This is a genomic window from Bacillus sp. ISL-77 (assembly GCF_018613105.1).
This window is the reverse complement of sequence record NZ_JAGGQY010000025.1, coordinates 15977-31371: the sequence shown is the minus strand read 5'-3', so window position 1 is coordinate 31371 and position 15395 is coordinate 15977. Positions and strand designations below refer to the sequence as shown.

Sequence of the window (15395 nt, the reverse complement as noted above, 5' to 3'; positions counted from 1 at the left end):
ACAGAGATCACCTTCTTAAGGCAGCGTAGCCTCTTTTTTTAAAATGTCCTTTACAAGGGTACAGATTAAATTTTGCCTACCCTTTTTTTAAATTTTCATGTTCGAGTTCCGAGAAATGCACTAATTTTACGTTGTCTATAGCCGTGTCCCTTCCCATAATCTCACAATACCCTGAATCATACTGGTAAAACAGTGTGTATTCTTTTCCAAGATAAATGACAGTTTTTTCTCTCAAACTATTAACCCCTTTGTATCTTATTTACAACTGATGGTACTATATGTTTTGAGAACAGGAGCTGCTAAATTCTATTATCATTCACTTCCTGTGATTAATAGATCATCTTTTACCTTTACTAACAAAGTATCATTGGTAATACTTTGCTTTTCTATTACTTCTAGTGAAACTATATGACCACTTACACCAGCCCTTACCTCAACTTTATGGTTATCGGGTGTATGAATTAACATCAACTTTTCCCACTCATACACATAAGAATTTTGGCTAACAAATAGGGTCTCGATTTTTCCGCAACAAGGACTATAGATAGGTTCTATAACTTCTTTCAATTTTTAATCCTCTCTTTCACACATATAATTTAAATAAAATTAAAAACTTATAACCAGCCACGAAAACGAGATGCTTCTGCCATCCTTCTTATTCCAACCATATATGCAGCCAAACGCATATCTACTTGGTATCTTTGTGCTGTAGAGAAAACACTTTCAAAAGACTCAACTATTTTATGGTGTAACCTATGGGATACTTCTTCTTCTGTCCAATAAAAACCTTGGTTATTTTGTACCCACTCAAAATATGAAACGGTTACGCCACCTGAACTAGCAAGTACATCCGGTACAAGTAATATGTTACGCTCTGCTAGTATTTTAGTCGCTTCAAGCGTTGTTGGCCCGTTTGCAGCTTCGACAACAATTTCAGCTTGAATATTACGTGCATTTTCACTTGTAATTTGATTGGAAATGGCAGCCGGAACAAGAATTTCACATTCTTTTTCAAGTAATTCCTGATTTGTAATGACGTTTGTGAATAAATTAGTTATGGTGCCAAAGCTATCGCGTCGATCAAGCAAATAATTAATATCAAGCCCATCCGGGTTATACAGCGCCCCATATGCATCAGAAATACCAATTACTTTTGCCCCTGCCTCTTGCATAAATTTTGCAAGGTAACTTCCTGCATTTCCAAATCCTTGGATAATCACGCGCGCACCCTTTAATGGAATCTCTTTTCTTTTTGCTGCCTCTTCGATACAAATGCTGACTCCTGTAGCTGTAGCTGTTTCACGCCCTTGCGAACCACCTAGTACAATCGGCTTTCCAGTAATAAATCCTGGTGAATCAAATTCTTGGATACGGCTATACTCATCCATCATCCAGGCCATAATTTGCGGATTAGTAAATACATCTGGTGCGGGAATATCTTTCGTTGGTCCAACAATTTGACTAACGGCACGTACATATCCCCTGCTTAGACGTTCTAACTCTCGAAGAGACATGCTACGAGGATCGCATATAATTCCGCCTTTTCCCCCACCATAAGGAAGATTAAAAATTCCGCATTTTAAACTCATCCACATGGACAAAGCTTTTACTTCGTCCTCACTGACTTCTGGATGAAAACGTATTCCCCCTTTTGTAGGACCAACTGCGTCATTATGTTGAGAACGGTAGCCAGTAAAAATTTTAATGGAACCATCATCCATTCGAACTGGAATACGTACAGTTAGGATTCTAAGTGGTTCTTTCAACAACTCATACATATCATCGCTATATCCTAACTTTTGAATCGCCTCTTTTATGATAGACTGAGTTGAAATTAATAAATCTAACGTTTCACTTTTCTGATGGTCTGGCTTTTTAACTTGGTCACTATTAGCAAGAGCGGTCGCTTTCATTCTCTACACCTCTTATATTATGAGTTGTCTGCTTTAGAAACATTGTGTGAAGACGATCTATGTTTTTATGTTTTTATGTTTCTTGTTCTTATCCCTAAAAGGTAGTTATCCTTTCAATATTATAGGTTCAAAGGATGATGTAACTTTAAAAACAAGGCCAACTTTTTGCTCTGTTGTTTCCTTTCTTTACGAATTCTCACTCTTTCCGGTGCGGTTTCATGTAGTTTTCTCTCTTCTTCCGTCTCCGGAATGACTTGTGGAACTTCTGTTGGACGTTTATGTTGATCCAGTGCGACAAATGTTAATAGTGCAGTTGCTGCTATTCTCCGATCACCGCTTTTTAAGTCTTCGGCAATGATTTTCACAAAAACCTCCATGGACGTTGTGCCTGTCCAAGTCACATATGATTCAAAACAGACCGAATCTGTAGTATTAATAGGATTTAGGAAGTCAACTGAATCTGTTGAAACGGTTACACATTCCTTACGGCTATGACGTGCTGCAGAAACAGATGCAACCTGGTCCAAATCACTCATTAATCGCCCGCCAAATAACGTATTGTGATTGTTTACGTCGTTTGGAAATACTCGGCTCGTCCGTATAACCCGTGATTCTCTACAATATTTTGCTTCCATACGCCCTTCCTCCCCAAAAACTCTAGACCCACAAACTATCAAGTTACCCTCTTATTAAATGTCAACAATCCAATAAAATAAAAGAGAAAAACAATATAGAATAAACAATGTCTTTTTCTCTTCATCTTCGATACCTAATTATGTTGTCTAGCAACAGGTTAACTTTACTAATGATAGTTTATAGGCCCACCTTCCTGTACGTTCCACAATTACTTGGAGAAGAGTCCCTTAAGAGCAAAGGTTACATTTTGTGGTCTTTCTGCTAAACGGCGCATAAAATACCCAAACCAATCATTGCCGAAAGGTATGTAAACACGCATTTTATATCCTTCTTTAACCAAACTTAGCTGCATATCTGTTCTAAATCCATATAACATCTGAAATTCAAATTGATCACGTGGAATATTATGTTTTTGAGCAAATTCTTTTACTTTGGCAATAATATGATGATCATGGGAAGCAATCGCTGCATAACTTCCGCTTAGCAAATGCTCTTCAATGATTCTCATATAATTTTGATCTACCTCTTCTTTTTCTTGATAAGCGACTTCTGGAGATTCCTTGTAAGCTCCTTTGACTAATCGCAGAGGAATTCCTTTTAATTCTTTCACATCTTGTTCAGCACGGTACAAGTAGGCTTGAATCACGGTTCCTACATTATCATAGGTTTGGCGCAGTTCTCTCAGGATATCTAAAGTGATTTGACAATGTGCGTGATCTTCCATATCGATTCGGACAAAATTATTGTGTTTTTTGGCTGTCTCAAGAATACGGCGCATGTTACTAACGCAAAAATCCCGATCAATATCCAACCCCAACTGGGTCATTTTCACAGATAAATTACTAGTTACTCCAGCTTTGGCGATGGCTTCTAACGTATTTACGTTATATTCTGTTGCTTCTAACGCTTCTTCTCTACTTGAAACGAATTCTCCTAAATGATCCATTGTACAAATCAAGCCTTTTTTATTTAATTCCTGGGCTTTTTTAACGGCACTCTCGATTGTGTCTCCCGCCACAACTTGAGAAGCGCCAAACCGAAGACCCCATTTTTTCGCTGCCTGATTTAAAGCTTTACTTTGGGAAGCGTGAAGAAAAACATTTTTTGATACCTCTGCCAACATTTATATCCCCCCAGATATGTTCCTCTTTTTGAATGATATATTTTATAGCGGGCAACCAAAAAGTTGCCCAACCTATTCTTAAAGTGTTTCGCTAGTTGTTTTCGCTTGCATGTGCAAAATAAGGTAATCGGGGCCTCCTGCCTTGGAGTCCGTTCCCGACATATTAAACCCACCAAACGGATGATATCCAACGATTGCTCCTGTACAACCACGATTGAAATAAAGGTTCCCTACATGAAATTCTTCTTTTGCACGCTTAATGTGATCAGGATTGTTAGAAAGTAACGCACCCGTTAATCCGTAGTCTGTGTTGTTCGCTATTTCCATCATATGATTGAAATCACGTGCTTTACAGAAAGCTACAACAGGTCCAAAAATTTCTTCCTGCATGAGACGTGCTTTTTCATCTACATCAGCAATAATAGTTGGTTGAATAAAGAATCCTTTGGAATCGTCCCCTTCTCCACCTGCCACCAACCGGCCTTCTTCTTTTCCAATTTCGATATATTTTGTAATTTTGTTATAAGAAGCTTGATCAATAACCGGTCCCATATAGTTATTTACATCTTCTGGATTCCCCAACGTTAACGTCTTTGTTAAGGTTATTGCTTTTTCAAGTACTTCCTCATACACATCTTGATGTATTACTGCGCGAGAACCAGCAGAACATTTTTGCCCTGAGAATCCAAATCCAGAATAAACGATAGAAGACGCTGCTAAGTCTAAATCTGCATCTTTATCTACAACGACCGTGTCTTTTCCACCCATTTCAGCAATGACACGCTTTAACCAAATTTGTCCTGGTTGTACCTTTGCGGCACGCTCATAAATACGGCAGCCAATTTCACGAGAACCAGTAAAAGAGACAAAGCGAGTTTTTGGATGATCAACAAGATAATCGCCTACTTCTGCGCCACTTCCTGGAATGTAGTTAAGCACACCTTGTGGAAGACCTGCTTCTTTCATCACTTCAACGAATTTCGCTGCCACTACCGGCGTATTATTTGCTGGTTTTAAAAGAATGGTATTTCCAGCTACAATAGCTGCAGCTGCCGTTCCTGCCATAATGGCTAATGGAAAGTTAAATGGAGAAATAATGATACCTACACCAAGTGGAATATAATTAAATTTGTTTACTTCTCCTTCACGACTTTGTACAGGTACCCCGTCTTTTAATTGCATCATTTGACGAGCATAAAACTCTAGAAAATCAATTGCTTCTGCTGTATCTGCATCAGCTTCTTTCCATGGCTTTCCAGCCTCTTTAACCAGATAACCTGAGAACTCATGTTTGCGACGACGAATAATATCCGCTGCACGGAATAAAATGTTCGCTCGTACTTCTGGATCTTCCTTTTTCCATGTATTGAAGGTGGATAGTGCTGCTTGCATCGCTTTTTCAGCTAATTCTTTATTAGCTTTGGAAACTCGGCCAATGACTTCTTCCTTATTCGCTGGATTAATAGATACTATTTGTTCATCCGTTGTGATAAATTCTTCTCCAATGACAAGTGGATACTCTTTCCCTAGCTCTGAATGTACATTTTCTAACGCTTTTTCAAATTCTCTTTTATTTTCTTCAAGTGCAAAATCGGTAAATGGTTCATGTTTATATGGTTTAAAAGTGTTTTTATATTCTGTTATCATGATTTTCTCTCCCTTTTGAATAATAGTAATTTTTTAACTTTTTCTATTTTTCCATAAAAAGTTTGTGTTGCTGCAATATCGCCACCTTTACCATTGTCGGAAAATTTAAAATCTATGCAATGTTTCGATTTGTGTATAAATGCATTATAAATAATTTGAACAATTTTGTACACCTTTTTTAAAAAAATGTTCAAATTTTTATTTATTAAACATAATTGTTTAATTAATAAATTTAAAATGAACAATTATGTTTAATTGAAGAAGAATCTTTTTCAAAAATAAAACGTTGGAAATACCAGATGCACACAAAAAAACCTCCAATTTACGAAATTGGAAGGTTTTTTGCAAACAGTAAATTTTGATACAGATTCTTTAAACCGCAGCTAAACAGGAATCACTAAAATAAACAACCTCCGAAAGAATTTTGCAGGCTTGGATTTTTTCGAACGCTTCTAGTGCTTCTTTTTTCGTGTCAAATTCAAACATTGTAATATTGTTCGAATTTAGATAGACAGTGATTACCCACATAAAAATACCTCCGAATAAAATATAATTTTTAAACCTTAGCTTTATAACGAAGAGACATTTGCTCCTTTTTCTCCGTTAATAAACCAGTTGATCTTTTATTCTTTGTAAAAAAGAAAGAACCGACAACAAATATAACGATAAGCAGTGTTAAGAAGAATTGTGAACGAAGTGAATCTATAAACGGCATCGCTGCAAAAACGCCAGCGATTGTGATGATCGTTGCATATGTCAAGTAAGGAAATAACCACATTCTTATTTTCAGTGCTTCAGGGTTTTCTTTTTCATATTTTCTTCTCATACGCAGTTGAGAGAAGGCAATCACCAGATAAACAAGAAGCGCTACCCCTCCAGAAGCATTCACTAAAAAGAGAAATATTTTATCAGGAGATAGGTAATTGAATCCCACACTAATGTAGGAAATAACGGTACACCCCAGTATAGCCTGAACTGGCAATCCCTTCTTATCGACTTTTAAAAACACACGGGGAGCATCACCATTTTGTGCCAGTGCAAACAACATACGGGAACTGGTGTAAAGACCAGAATTTAAGCAAGAAAGCACGGCTGTCAGAACAATAAAATTCATTATATGAGCCGCAGCTGGTATGTTCACCATCTCAAGTACGGAAACAAAGGGATTTTTCAGCAGAGTGTGAGAATCCCAAGGGAGAATAGTAACCAGCACTAAAATTGAACCTAGATAAAAAATGATGATTCGATAAATAACGCTGTTTGTCGCAACAGTAATGGCTTTTTCCGGATGCGGTGTTTCTGCTGCTGCAGTTGCTACAATTTCACTCCCCATAAAAGAGAACATAACGAGAGTGACTCCCAAAAATATAGAATGGATTCCATTAGGGATAAATCCTCCTCTATGTATAAGATTAGAAGTCCCAGGTGATTCGATACTGGGTACGAAGCCGAATATAATAGCTCCTCCAAGAATCAAAAATAGGCCAATACTTACTACTTTGATAAGAGAAAGCCAATACTCGAACTCGCCGAACGATTTAACGGAGTATAGGTTAGTCAGAGTCAATAATAAGGTTAGGGCAAGGCTTACTAACCAAGAAGGCAAAGAGGGAAACCAGTATTGAATAATGTTCGCTCCAGCGATTGCTTCAACGGCAATGACAATGACCCAGAAAAACCAGTATAGCCAGCCGATTGTATAGCCAGCCCACGGGCCCAGCGCTTCCCGGGCATACGTGGAAAAAGAACCGCTGGATGGGTTAACCATTGACATTTCCCCCAGCATACGCATGACCAAAACCACAAGCAGTCCCGCCATCGCATAGACGAAGATAGAAGCTGGCCCTGCCATATTAATGAGGGATCCACTCCCAACAAATAACCCAGCCCCAATGATTCCTCCCAAAGAAATCATGGTAATATGACGGACTTTTAACCCTTTATTTAACTCCGTTTGTTGATGATTCATATTTTACCCCTCCTCTAAATATCAAAAATAACCAAAGTAATTTAATTTCCTGAGTATAGGAAAAACAAACCGTGAAAACCCTTTCAATCTTAAACAACACATTCAAAAAGCTATTAACTTCCTTTTGCCTGATTCACTTATTAAATAAAGCGATCGAAAATCCCAAGTTTAGGAATACCAGATTCATTATTTCCTATATTCCTCAAATGCATAATATTTCGACAATTAACTATGAACACATTGTAAACACCTGTGTTCATAGTTGTCAATTATTTGTTTAACGTTATACACTTTTGTTTATTTTTATTAAGGTTTATACTGAGTGTTGTTTTTTAAAAAAACTATGTTTATATATTTTTTAACATAAAATAACAGGCATAAAACAGAAAATTCAAAGATCAACTATTTCCACATAAATCACAGTTAGTAATGAGGACGCTTAAACTTTCTAGTAAGAACATTCGTTTCGAACCTAAACTTCGAACTTAAGCTTATAGAATTAACCTCAATCTTGATATCAATTTGGCTTTTCTAGATATAAATCTTCCTGGAAAATCAGGGCTTGAATTTGGGAAGAATTAAGAAAAGTCAATAAAGATGTGGATATATCAAAAAAAGAACCCCCTACAATTATTGGAGAGGGTATTTTGTCCCTTTAGCCCAGGGTATTGCTAACAATTCCCATGCTTTCTTTGGGGATTATATCTTTTACATGGGCCCCGAAGCTTATCCATTATCATTATTTAACACCTGCAGATAGGAGAATATTTTCAATCCCCACAAAGTCTTTTGCTTTAGCCTGTTCAAGAGGTGTTACACCTTCTGAATCAGGAATATTCACATCTGCTCCATGTTTTTTTAGGAGTTCAAGCGTTTCCTGTTGTTTTTTGCCGCTATCACTAAGAACAATTGCCTCGATTAATGCTGTCCAGCCTAAATTATTAATATGATTCACATCAATGTCTGAATGTTCAAGCAGTTCTTTTACAACGTCAACATATCCGTGCTCGGATGCTGGAATCAGCGCTGTACCACCGTATCTGTTTAAAAGCTTTGGATCTGCTCCAGCCTTAATGGTCAGCTTAAGTACATCTAAATACCCTTCAGCCCCTGCATAAAGAAACGGATCATTTTTTATATTGTCTTGTATATTTATATCCGCTCCGTTTTCAACCAAGATTTGGACAGTTTCTAAATCATTCGCATATGTCACCATCATCACCGCAGTCCTGCCTTGTTGGTCCTGGCTATTTATGTCTATTCCCTGTTCTAATAAAAATAAAAAATTCCACTGCTGCTCATCCCCATCGTTATATGTGCATGCAGCAATAAAAAAATGATTCAAAAAAGCGAATAATATTAATAGAATGTTCGATAATAGGAGTGCCTACCAAAGCAAAATTTAACGCTAAAAAATAGATAACAAAAAAATATCGCTATAATTATTATATTTCGTAATTAAATTTATTTTCGGAATATTATAAGTGTGGTATAGTCAAGGAAAGAAAAAATGGAGTGATAAAAATGAAAGTACAAGTTCACCGGGCCTATAATTTTAATGCAGGTCCATCAGCATTACCTATTTCTGTTTTAGAAAAAGCTCAGGCAGAACTGATTGATTTCCGCGGTACAGGGATGTCAGTCATGGAGCTTAGCCACCGAAGCCGCGCCTATGAGGATGTACATAACCAGGCGATTAGCAGCTTAAAGGAGCTACTGTCTATACCAGATACACATGAAGTGCTGTTCTTACAAGGGGGAGCTAGTCTCCAATTCTCAATGATTCCAATGAATTTCCTACAATCTGGTAAAAAAGCTGGCTATGTCATGACAGGGTCTTGGTCAGAGAAAGCCTTCTCTGAGGCAAAACTATTTGGTGATATTTACCAAATTGCTTCCACGAAAGAAGGTAAGTACCGAAGCATACCAAAGCTTGATCAACTGCAGTACAATCCAACTGACGCCTATGTACATTTGACTTCTAACAATACGATTTACGGTACACAATGGAAGGATTTCCCAGACACAGGAGATATTCCATTAATTGCGGACATGTCGAGTGATATTTTGTCTAAGCCGATTGATGTAAGCAAGTTTGCCCTTATTTATGCAGGTGCCCAGAAAAATCTTGGCCCATCAGGCGTAACTGTTGTCATTATTCGCAAGGATTTACTTGAACAAGCTAATACTACGATCCCGACAATGTTAAAATACAGCACACATTCTAATAACAATTCATTGTATAACACCCCTCCAACCTTTGGCATTTACATGCTGGGTGAGGTCCTAAACTGGGCTCGAGAATTGGGCGGACTGGATGCCATCGCCGAACTGAATGAGAAAAAAGCGAACCTCATTTACGATGCCATTGATACAAGTAATGGTTTTTACATTGGTCATGCAGAACCAGACAGTCGTTCTCTCATGAACCTTACCTTTAACTTAAAATCGGAAGAATTAGAAAAGAAATTCTTAGATCAAGCAAAACAAGAAGGCTTTGTTGGAGTAAACGGTCATCGCTCCATTGGCGGATGCCGCGTATCTGCATACAATGCAGTTCCAATTGAAGCATGCTCAGCATTCCGTGAATTTATGATTCAATTCCAAAAGGCAAATAGCTAAAAATGTTCACCCTCTTATATTCGGAGGGTGATTTTTTTATGATCCATAAATAGTATTCTGCCATTTGACAAGTATCCCTAACGAAAAGCTGATGAATATTTTACTGCGTTTAATAATGAAAAAAAGGTGGTTATTTAATGGATCTCATTGTTGCTGTCGTGATCTGGGTCATATTGCTTGTCGGTTTATTTGTTTCCCTAGGTCGGGTAGAATGGTCAGCACTAGTCATAATGAGTTTGATACCCCAATTAATGAAAAAACTCAAAGGCATCCCTATTTGTTAAATCCAATCTTTCTTGTTTGGATCGCAGCAATTGCACTTGCTATTTTCTATATCGTTTATCAAGGAATTAATTATTATTAGGATCACTTATCCTGATCGGTACTGTTTCCTCCTTCCATACAAAAAGCCATCAATTAAATGATGGCTTTTTTGAGTCCTCATATTACTTCCCGTCAACTACTTCTTTTAATATTTCATACGAACGTTTTTGTTTTTCAGTGTCATAAATATACGATACGGCCATGAGTTCATCGACATGATAATAGTCCTGGAACTTAGTCAACTGTTGGCGGACTGTTTCCTTGCTCCCTATCAACGTCACACTTTGCTTCGATGACGCCATTTCTTTTTCCATTGGGCTCCAAAGCTCATCCAAGTTTTCAACAGGTGGTTGTAGAGGATTTTGTGTACCACGAACAACATTTAGGAAAAACTGCTGCATCGTTGTCGATAAAAATTGTGCCTCCTCATCCGTTTCGGCCGCAATAACATTTAAACAAACCATCATATTTGGTTTATCCAAATATTCAGAAGGCTGGAAACGACTCCGATAGATTGAGATTGCTTCTTCCATATATCTTGGTGCAAAGTGGGACGCAAATACATAAGGAAGACCCAAGCTTGCCGCCAAATACGCTGAATCAGTGGAAGAACCGAGTATATAAATCGGAATATTCGTGTCAACGCCAGGATAGGCTTTCACATAGCTTTGCTGCTCTGCTGGGCCAAAATAAGTAAGCAAGGCTTGGACATCATTTGGGAAAGTATAAACTGGATCATTTTTCGATCGTCTTAGCGCGCTTGCCGTCATCATATCTGTTCCAGGTGCACGGCCTAGACCGAGGTCAACACGATTTGGGTAAATCGTGGCCATAGTACCGAATTGTTCAGCCACTACTAGCGGGGAGTGATTCGGCAGCATGATCCCTCCAGACCCTACTTTAATCGTATTTGTATGTTCCAAAACATGTTTAATTAAAATCGATGTCGCTGAACTGACAAGGGTAGCTGTATTATGATGTTCTGCGATCCAATAGCGTTGATAGCCCATTTTCTCGACCCCTTGCGCAAGGTCGACCATTGACTCGATTGCTTGGCTGGGACTCTGCCCCTTCCGGATCGGAGCTAAATTCAAAACAGATACAGGTATATTAATTGTTGCCATATATATTAGTCCTTTCCCTATAGAGATTACTATTACTACTATAGTAACAATAGGAAGGCAGAAATCAAAAATAAATGCTTAGCAGGGAAAGGGTGTCAGGCACCATGTGAATTTTTCACATGGCGCCTGACACCCTTTCCTTTTCGAAACTTTATTATATTAATTATAAAAAATGACATTTATGTACATAAGTACCAGAACAAGCAGCTTTATTTTATTAACTCTCTCAGCTCTGAAGTCATTTTTTCCACTAATTCAGGTCTGCCATGAAACTGGGCAGGAGTATTTTGAAACAATTGAATACGCCAATCCCCGTTTCTTTTTATAACTACAAGCGTATGATGTGTGTTTCCATTGGGGTTAAGATCTGATTGCTTTGGTGGAACCATTCCAGCTATTGCGCGCAAAATAGCGATCTCTGGACTTAGAAAACGTACATCCTTCACTTTACTTACAAATCGTGCCGTATGATGGTGTTCAAAAATTGGCTTGAGATGTGAAAATATTTCTTGTCTGCCAATGGATTGACTTCCATCAAAGCCAATATTCTCCCCATCACCCGCAAATAATTCTGCCATTCCCTCAGCACTCCGGTCATTCCATGCATCTAAAAGCTTTTTATAAACTGCTTGTACTTCTTTAGAATCAGAATTCATCATAATTTAATAACTCCTCTCATGGCTTTGATATCATCGTAAAACAATCCATTCCTTCTTTTCAACTTTGAGGTCAGGCTCTCACAAATAAAAAAGGACCTTCTCCCACTCCATTAAAAGATGTAGGTGAAGGTCTATTATTTAATTTAGTGCAAACTGAGCAAATTTTTCCGAAAATGACGCTTCTTGTTTCATTTGCATTTCCTGCTGTTCTTTGATTTCAGTTTTCCGAGCCTCTTCAAATATTTTCATTCGCTGAGAAGTTATGTTTTTTTCCAAAAGCGCTTTGGTTAAGATCGGCGCTAGAACATGTGCATCCTTCATCCCACAATTAATGCCTATTGCACCTGTAGGAGTCATTGTGTGCGCTGCATCTCCGATGATGATTAATCCGTCCTTTACCCATGTTTCAGAACGAGAGCTTTGCACTTTTAAGGGAACAAAGTTATTCCAGGTACGTAGATGCTGTAAGACCAACTCTTTCAATTCCGGAAAGCTTTCGATCAATGGTTCAAGAAATGGCTGTAATGATTGTTTTCTTAATGAAGGAAAGGATCCTTCTTCAATATTCCAGCCAATTTGGATGAATCCTCCCGTCTGTGTGAACAAGGCAAGCTGATGTCCATTGACAAGTACCATTCTTGTTGTTGGCTCCCATCCTGCAGGAGCGGGAATTTTGGCCCACAATACGTCATATCCATGCGTCATCTCGATCGTTGGTATCTTCGCAAGCTTTCTGACTGTCGAATAGCGGCCATCTGCACCAACGACAACCGAGCTTGTGATCATTATTTCTTGACTGTCCCTTATCGCTTTTACACCAGTATAGACTCCATGCTCATCCTGCATTAACTCCGTTACTTTTGTGTTATAAAGAAGACGGTAGTTTTTATATTGTTCTGATTCTTGGTTGATTGCACTCAGTAAATGAACTTGAGGAACATGAATTCCTACGTGGTCCTCATCGGTTGAAGGGGTAATTGTTTGAACGATATGTTTACCAGCAAAGAATTCAACTTTTTTCATTTTAAGTATTCCTAGCTCTTCTATCTTTTCAAACAATTGATGTGCTTTTAAAATGGCTTCTGTTTCAGAATTTATATGTTCACCTCTAAATTTCCGATTAACTCCAGTAGAACGTTCTATTAAAATAGTTGATACACCGTTTTTAGCCAATAAAAACCCTAGTAATGTCCCTGCTGGTCCGCCACCCACAATACAAACATCTGCCTGCAGCTTCAATCTATTCACCTTCTGGTTATATTTATTTTTGAAATAAATTATCTTCAAAAGTTTTCTTATAAGAAAAAAAGTTAATTATAGAATAACAAATTTGTCGTATTCAGTCAATCTAAAAAAAGGTCAGTCCCGCACATCTATTGATGTTGTGGGGACTGACCCTTTATTCAGTAACAGCTAATTTTTCCAATTCAATAATTTTTTTAAGATATTCATATTCGTTGTTTTCGAGAATATCAATTTCATTGTTGGTGGCAAGGAGAACTTGATTTCGACACTTGGATATTCTTTGAATCATCGGGTGTATGGTTAGGCTCGATAAATTAACAAAATCATATAAGTCTGTTAAACAAACTGGCAGTTTATATCCCTTATTGCTGCTGGCAATTAACAGCCCGCTATCACGAAGCTTTGAAACGATGTTCGATCTAAAGTAATGGTGATTTATTTTGTTCACTCGGATGGCATTTAGATTATCTAGAATTTCTTGAGTATAGACATATTCATTAGGATTTTCTCTCAAATTAAATAATAGGAACTTGAGTAAATCTATCCTAATTTTTTCATCCGCATCTTCACTCTTTTTATTCTCAAGATATTGAAGGGTTAAATTAACTGATTGTTTAAAAATAACCTCATCAAATTGAGAGTCCTGATTCCTTGATATGTAATCATGTAAATAGTTTTTATAGCTTTGCGGCCATAAATTAATGGCGATGATTTTCTTTTTGATGATTTTATGAAAAAGCGGATAATGTTCCGAGTACTGGGTTTGATCATAACCTTTTGCAATCGTCCCAGCAATAAAATTGGCCAGTTGAAGAAGTAATTCGGATTTACTGTGATTAAATCCAAAGATGGAATAATTAAATAAATCTGGAACACTTTTTTCTGCTATATAGGTTTTAAATTCAGTCATGAATTCTTTCGTTCCTTGTTCCACTAACACAAGATCCAGTTGGTCAAACGTTCGATTTAAGTCATCATAGATTAACCGATTCATAAATTTGATAAACGTCTTTTCAAACGTGATGCCGCTATCTTCTCTGATTTTTCTTTTATCGACGACATATGCATATATATTGAACGGTAAATCTTTCAGTTCATTTAATAGTTGAATTCTTAGATGAGGGTTATTAATTTTATCAGTATGCATTTCGTCGGTTTGAAAGTATTTTTGTCTCACCTTTTCAACTTCCTGTTCTAACAACTCTTTATTTGACTCTTTTGCTAGAATAGAAACGATAATAAAGTGGGTCGAGACATCTTTATTTTCAAAATCAAAACTATAATCACCAGATTCATCAATAAACGCGAATTGGATATCGTTCATTCTCCCACCTCACCCAAAAATTCTTCCTTTAGGTACTTATTTCTACAAAATATGTTTCAAAACCTTCAAAAAGTTAATTTTCCCCTTATAAAATTCATTGATTAGCACGATAAACCGCAAGTACAGCGATTTTTTCCAAAAACAAACGAATAAGCAGATGGAAATTCTTGATTCACCCGCTGTACCTCATGGGCAAATTCCTGTTCATTTTTAGGAACATTTGATAAGGAATCGGCTTTTTTTTGATTATCAATATGAGCTCCTGGTGGAACAAAGCTGCCTGGCTTTAGTGTAACTCCACCTGTAACAACTGCTCCCGAGGCGATGAAACTTCCTTCTCCGACCTGGGCATGATAAACAATTGCCTTAAAACCGATAAATACCTTTTTATCAATCTGACAGGGACCATGGATCAATGCTCCGTGTGCACAGGATACCTCATCGCCGATATAGACTGAATATTTCCTATTATTAACCTCTACATGTTTGTTTTTTAAACCATGAAGGATTACTCCGTCCTGCAAATTACAGTTGCTTCCGATAAAGAAAGGCGTCCCTTCATCTGCGCGGATACTGACGAAGGGACTGACATACGTATTATTCCGAATCGTAACGTCGCCGACAATATAGGTGAACGGGCTCAAAAATGCCGTTTTATTTATTTTTGGAAAAATTGGTGTGGGATTTTCGGAAGTTACCGGATTCGAACCTACAAAGTAACTATAAATATTAAAAGGACCATTTAAATTATTGAGATAATGCCTCAAAATAAATTCCCCTTTCAAATAACGGGATTTTTCATTATTCAT

The 15395-nt window shown here is 37.4% G+C and carries 15 protein-coding genes and 1 pseudogene; 2 read left to right on the top strand and 14 right to left on the bottom strand.

Features of this window, described 5'->3' with window-relative positions; all coding sequences use genetic code 11:
• Positions 1-76: 76 nt before the first annotated feature.
• From J7E77_RS09585 to J7E77_RS09545, 9 genes and pseudogenes are all read right to left on the bottom strand, one after another.
• Positions 77-235, bottom strand: a complete 159-nt coding sequence (locus tag J7E77_RS09585; protein WP_214713744.1) for a hypothetical protein — start codon at positions 233-235, stop codon at positions 77-79.
• Between the two features lie 77 nt (positions 236-312).
• On the bottom strand, positions 313-567 hold the full coding sequence (locus tag J7E77_RS09580; RefSeq protein WP_214713742.1) for a biotin/lipoyl attachment domain-containing protein: 255 nt from the start codon (positions 565-567) through the stop codon (positions 313-315).
• Positions 568-614: 47 nt separating this feature from the next.
• Entirely contained in the window at positions 615-1913 is a 1299-nt protein-coding gene (locus J7E77_RS09575) for a Glu/Leu/Phe/Val family dehydrogenase (RefSeq protein WP_214713739.1), read from the bottom strand.
• A 119-nt stretch (positions 1914-2032) separates the two neighbouring features.
• A complete protein-coding gene (locus J7E77_RS09570) occupies positions 2033-2548 on the bottom strand; it encodes an acyl-CoA thioesterase (RefSeq protein ID WP_214713738.1) in 516 nt (171 codons plus the stop codon).
• Positions 2549-2757: 209 nt separating this feature from the next.
• Positions 2758-3672 carry a proline dehydrogenase family protein gene (locus J7E77_RS09565; protein ID WP_214713735.1) on the bottom strand — a complete coding sequence of 305 codons (915 nt, stop codon included), beginning with the start codon at positions 3670-3672 and terminating at the stop codon, positions 2758-2760.
• Between the two features lie 78 nt (positions 3673-3750).
• Positions 3751-5319 (bottom strand): L-glutamate gamma-semialdehyde dehydrogenase, encoded by a 1569-nt coding sequence (gene pruA / locus J7E77_RS09560; RefSeq protein WP_214713733.1) that lies wholly within the window; start codon positions 5317-5319, stop codon positions 3751-3753.
• 372 nt (positions 5320-5691) lie between these two features.
• Complete coding sequence (locus J7E77_RS09555) at positions 5692-5847, bottom strand: hypothetical protein (protein WP_214713731.1); 156 nt, start codon at positions 5845-5847, stop codon at positions 5692-5694.
• 28 nt (positions 5848-5875) lie between these two features.
• On the bottom strand, positions 5876-7288 hold the full coding sequence (locus J7E77_RS09550; protein ID WP_214713729.1) for an amino acid permease: 1413 nt from the start codon (positions 7286-7288) through the stop codon (positions 5876-5878).
• 739 nt (positions 7289-8027) lie between these two features.
• Positions 8028-8591, bottom strand: a pseudogene (locus J7E77_RS09545) (ankyrin repeat domain-containing protein); the annotation flags it as partial.
• A 221-nt stretch (positions 8592-8812) separates the two neighbouring features.
• On the opposite strand from J7E77_RS09545, the gene serC reads away from it, so the two are divergent.
• Together serC and J7E77_RS09535 are read left to right on the top strand one after the other, a co-directional pair.
• Positions 8813-9910, top strand: coding sequence for a 3-phosphoserine/phosphohydroxythreonine transaminase (gene serC / locus J7E77_RS09540; RefSeq protein WP_214713728.1), 1098 nt, complete (start codon positions 8813-8815; stop codon positions 9908-9910).
• Between the two features lie 137 nt (positions 9911-10047).
• Positions 10048-10194, top strand: a complete 147-nt coding sequence (locus J7E77_RS09535; RefSeq protein WP_214713726.1) for a hypothetical protein — start codon at positions 10048-10050, stop codon at positions 10192-10194.
• A gap of 162 nt (positions 10195-10356) precedes the next feature.
• Here the strand turns inward: J7E77_RS09535 and J7E77_RS09530 are convergent, their stop codons facing one another.
• From J7E77_RS09530 to J7E77_RS09510, 5 genes are all read right to left on the bottom strand, one after another.
• Positions 10357-11358, bottom strand: coding sequence for an LLM class flavin-dependent oxidoreductase (locus J7E77_RS09530; protein WP_214713724.1), 1002 nt, complete (start codon positions 11356-11358; stop codon positions 10357-10359).
• Positions 11359-11567: 209 nt separating this feature from the next.
• Positions 11568-12017 carry an SgcJ/EcaC family oxidoreductase gene (locus J7E77_RS09525; RefSeq protein ID WP_214713722.1) on the bottom strand — a complete coding sequence of 150 codons (450 nt, stop codon included), beginning with the start codon at positions 12015-12017 and terminating at the stop codon, positions 11568-11570.
• 138 nt (positions 12018-12155) lie between these two features.
• A complete protein-coding gene (locus tag J7E77_RS09520; protein ID WP_214713720.1) occupies positions 12156-13256 on the bottom strand; it encodes an FAD-dependent monooxygenase in 1101 nt (366 codons plus the stop codon).
• Positions 13257-13416: 160 nt separating this feature from the next.
• Positions 13417-14586, bottom strand: coding sequence for a DUF3800 domain-containing protein (locus J7E77_RS09515; protein ID WP_214713718.1), 1170 nt, complete (start codon positions 14584-14586; stop codon positions 13417-13419).
• Positions 14587-14687: 101 nt separating this feature from the next.
• Positions 14688-15353, bottom strand: a complete 666-nt coding sequence (locus tag J7E77_RS09510; RefSeq protein WP_251028028.1) for an LbetaH domain-containing protein — start codon at positions 15351-15353, stop codon at positions 14688-14690.
• Positions 15354-15395 lie beyond the last annotated feature (42 nt).

Coding starts and splice junctions, on each gene's coding strand:
- serC (WP_214713728.1), top strand. CDS start 8,813: ATGAAAGTACAAGTTCACCGGGCCTATAATTTTAATGCAGGTCCATCA.
- J7E77_RS09565 (WP_214713735.1), bottom strand. CDS start 3,672: ATGTTGGCAGAGGTATCAAAAAATGTTTTTCTTCACGCTTCCCAAAGT.
- J7E77_RS09515 (WP_214713718.1), bottom strand. CDS start 14,586: ATGAACGATATCCAATTCGCGTTTATTGATGAATCTGGTGATTATAGT.
- J7E77_RS09530 (WP_214713724.1), bottom strand. CDS start 11,358: ATGGCAACAATTAATATACCTGTATCTGTTTTGAATTTAGCTCCGATC.
- J7E77_RS09575 (WP_214713739.1), bottom strand. CDS start 1,913: ATGAAAGCGACCGCTCTTGCTAATAGTGACCAAGTTAAAAAGCCAGAC.
- J7E77_RS09525 (WP_214713722.1), bottom strand. CDS start 12,017: ATGATGAATTCTGATTCTAAAGAAGTACAAGCAGTTTATAAAAAGCTT.
- J7E77_RS09555 (WP_214713731.1), bottom strand. CDS start 5,847: ATGTGGGTAATCACTGTCTATCTAAATTCGAACAATATTACAATGTTT.
- J7E77_RS09535 (WP_214713726.1), top strand. CDS start 10,048: ATGGATCTCATTGTTGCTGTCGTGATCTGGGTCATATTGCTTGTCGGT.
- J7E77_RS09550 (WP_214713729.1), bottom strand. CDS start 7,288: ATGAATCATCAACAAACGGAGTTAAATAAAGGGTTAAAAGTCCGTCAT.
- J7E77_RS09570 (WP_214713738.1), bottom strand. CDS start 2,548: ATGGAAGCAAAATATTGTAGAGAATCACGGGTTATACGGACGAGCCGA.
- pruA (WP_214713733.1), bottom strand. CDS start 5,319: ATGATAACAGAATATAAAAACACTTTTAAACCATATAAACATGAACCA.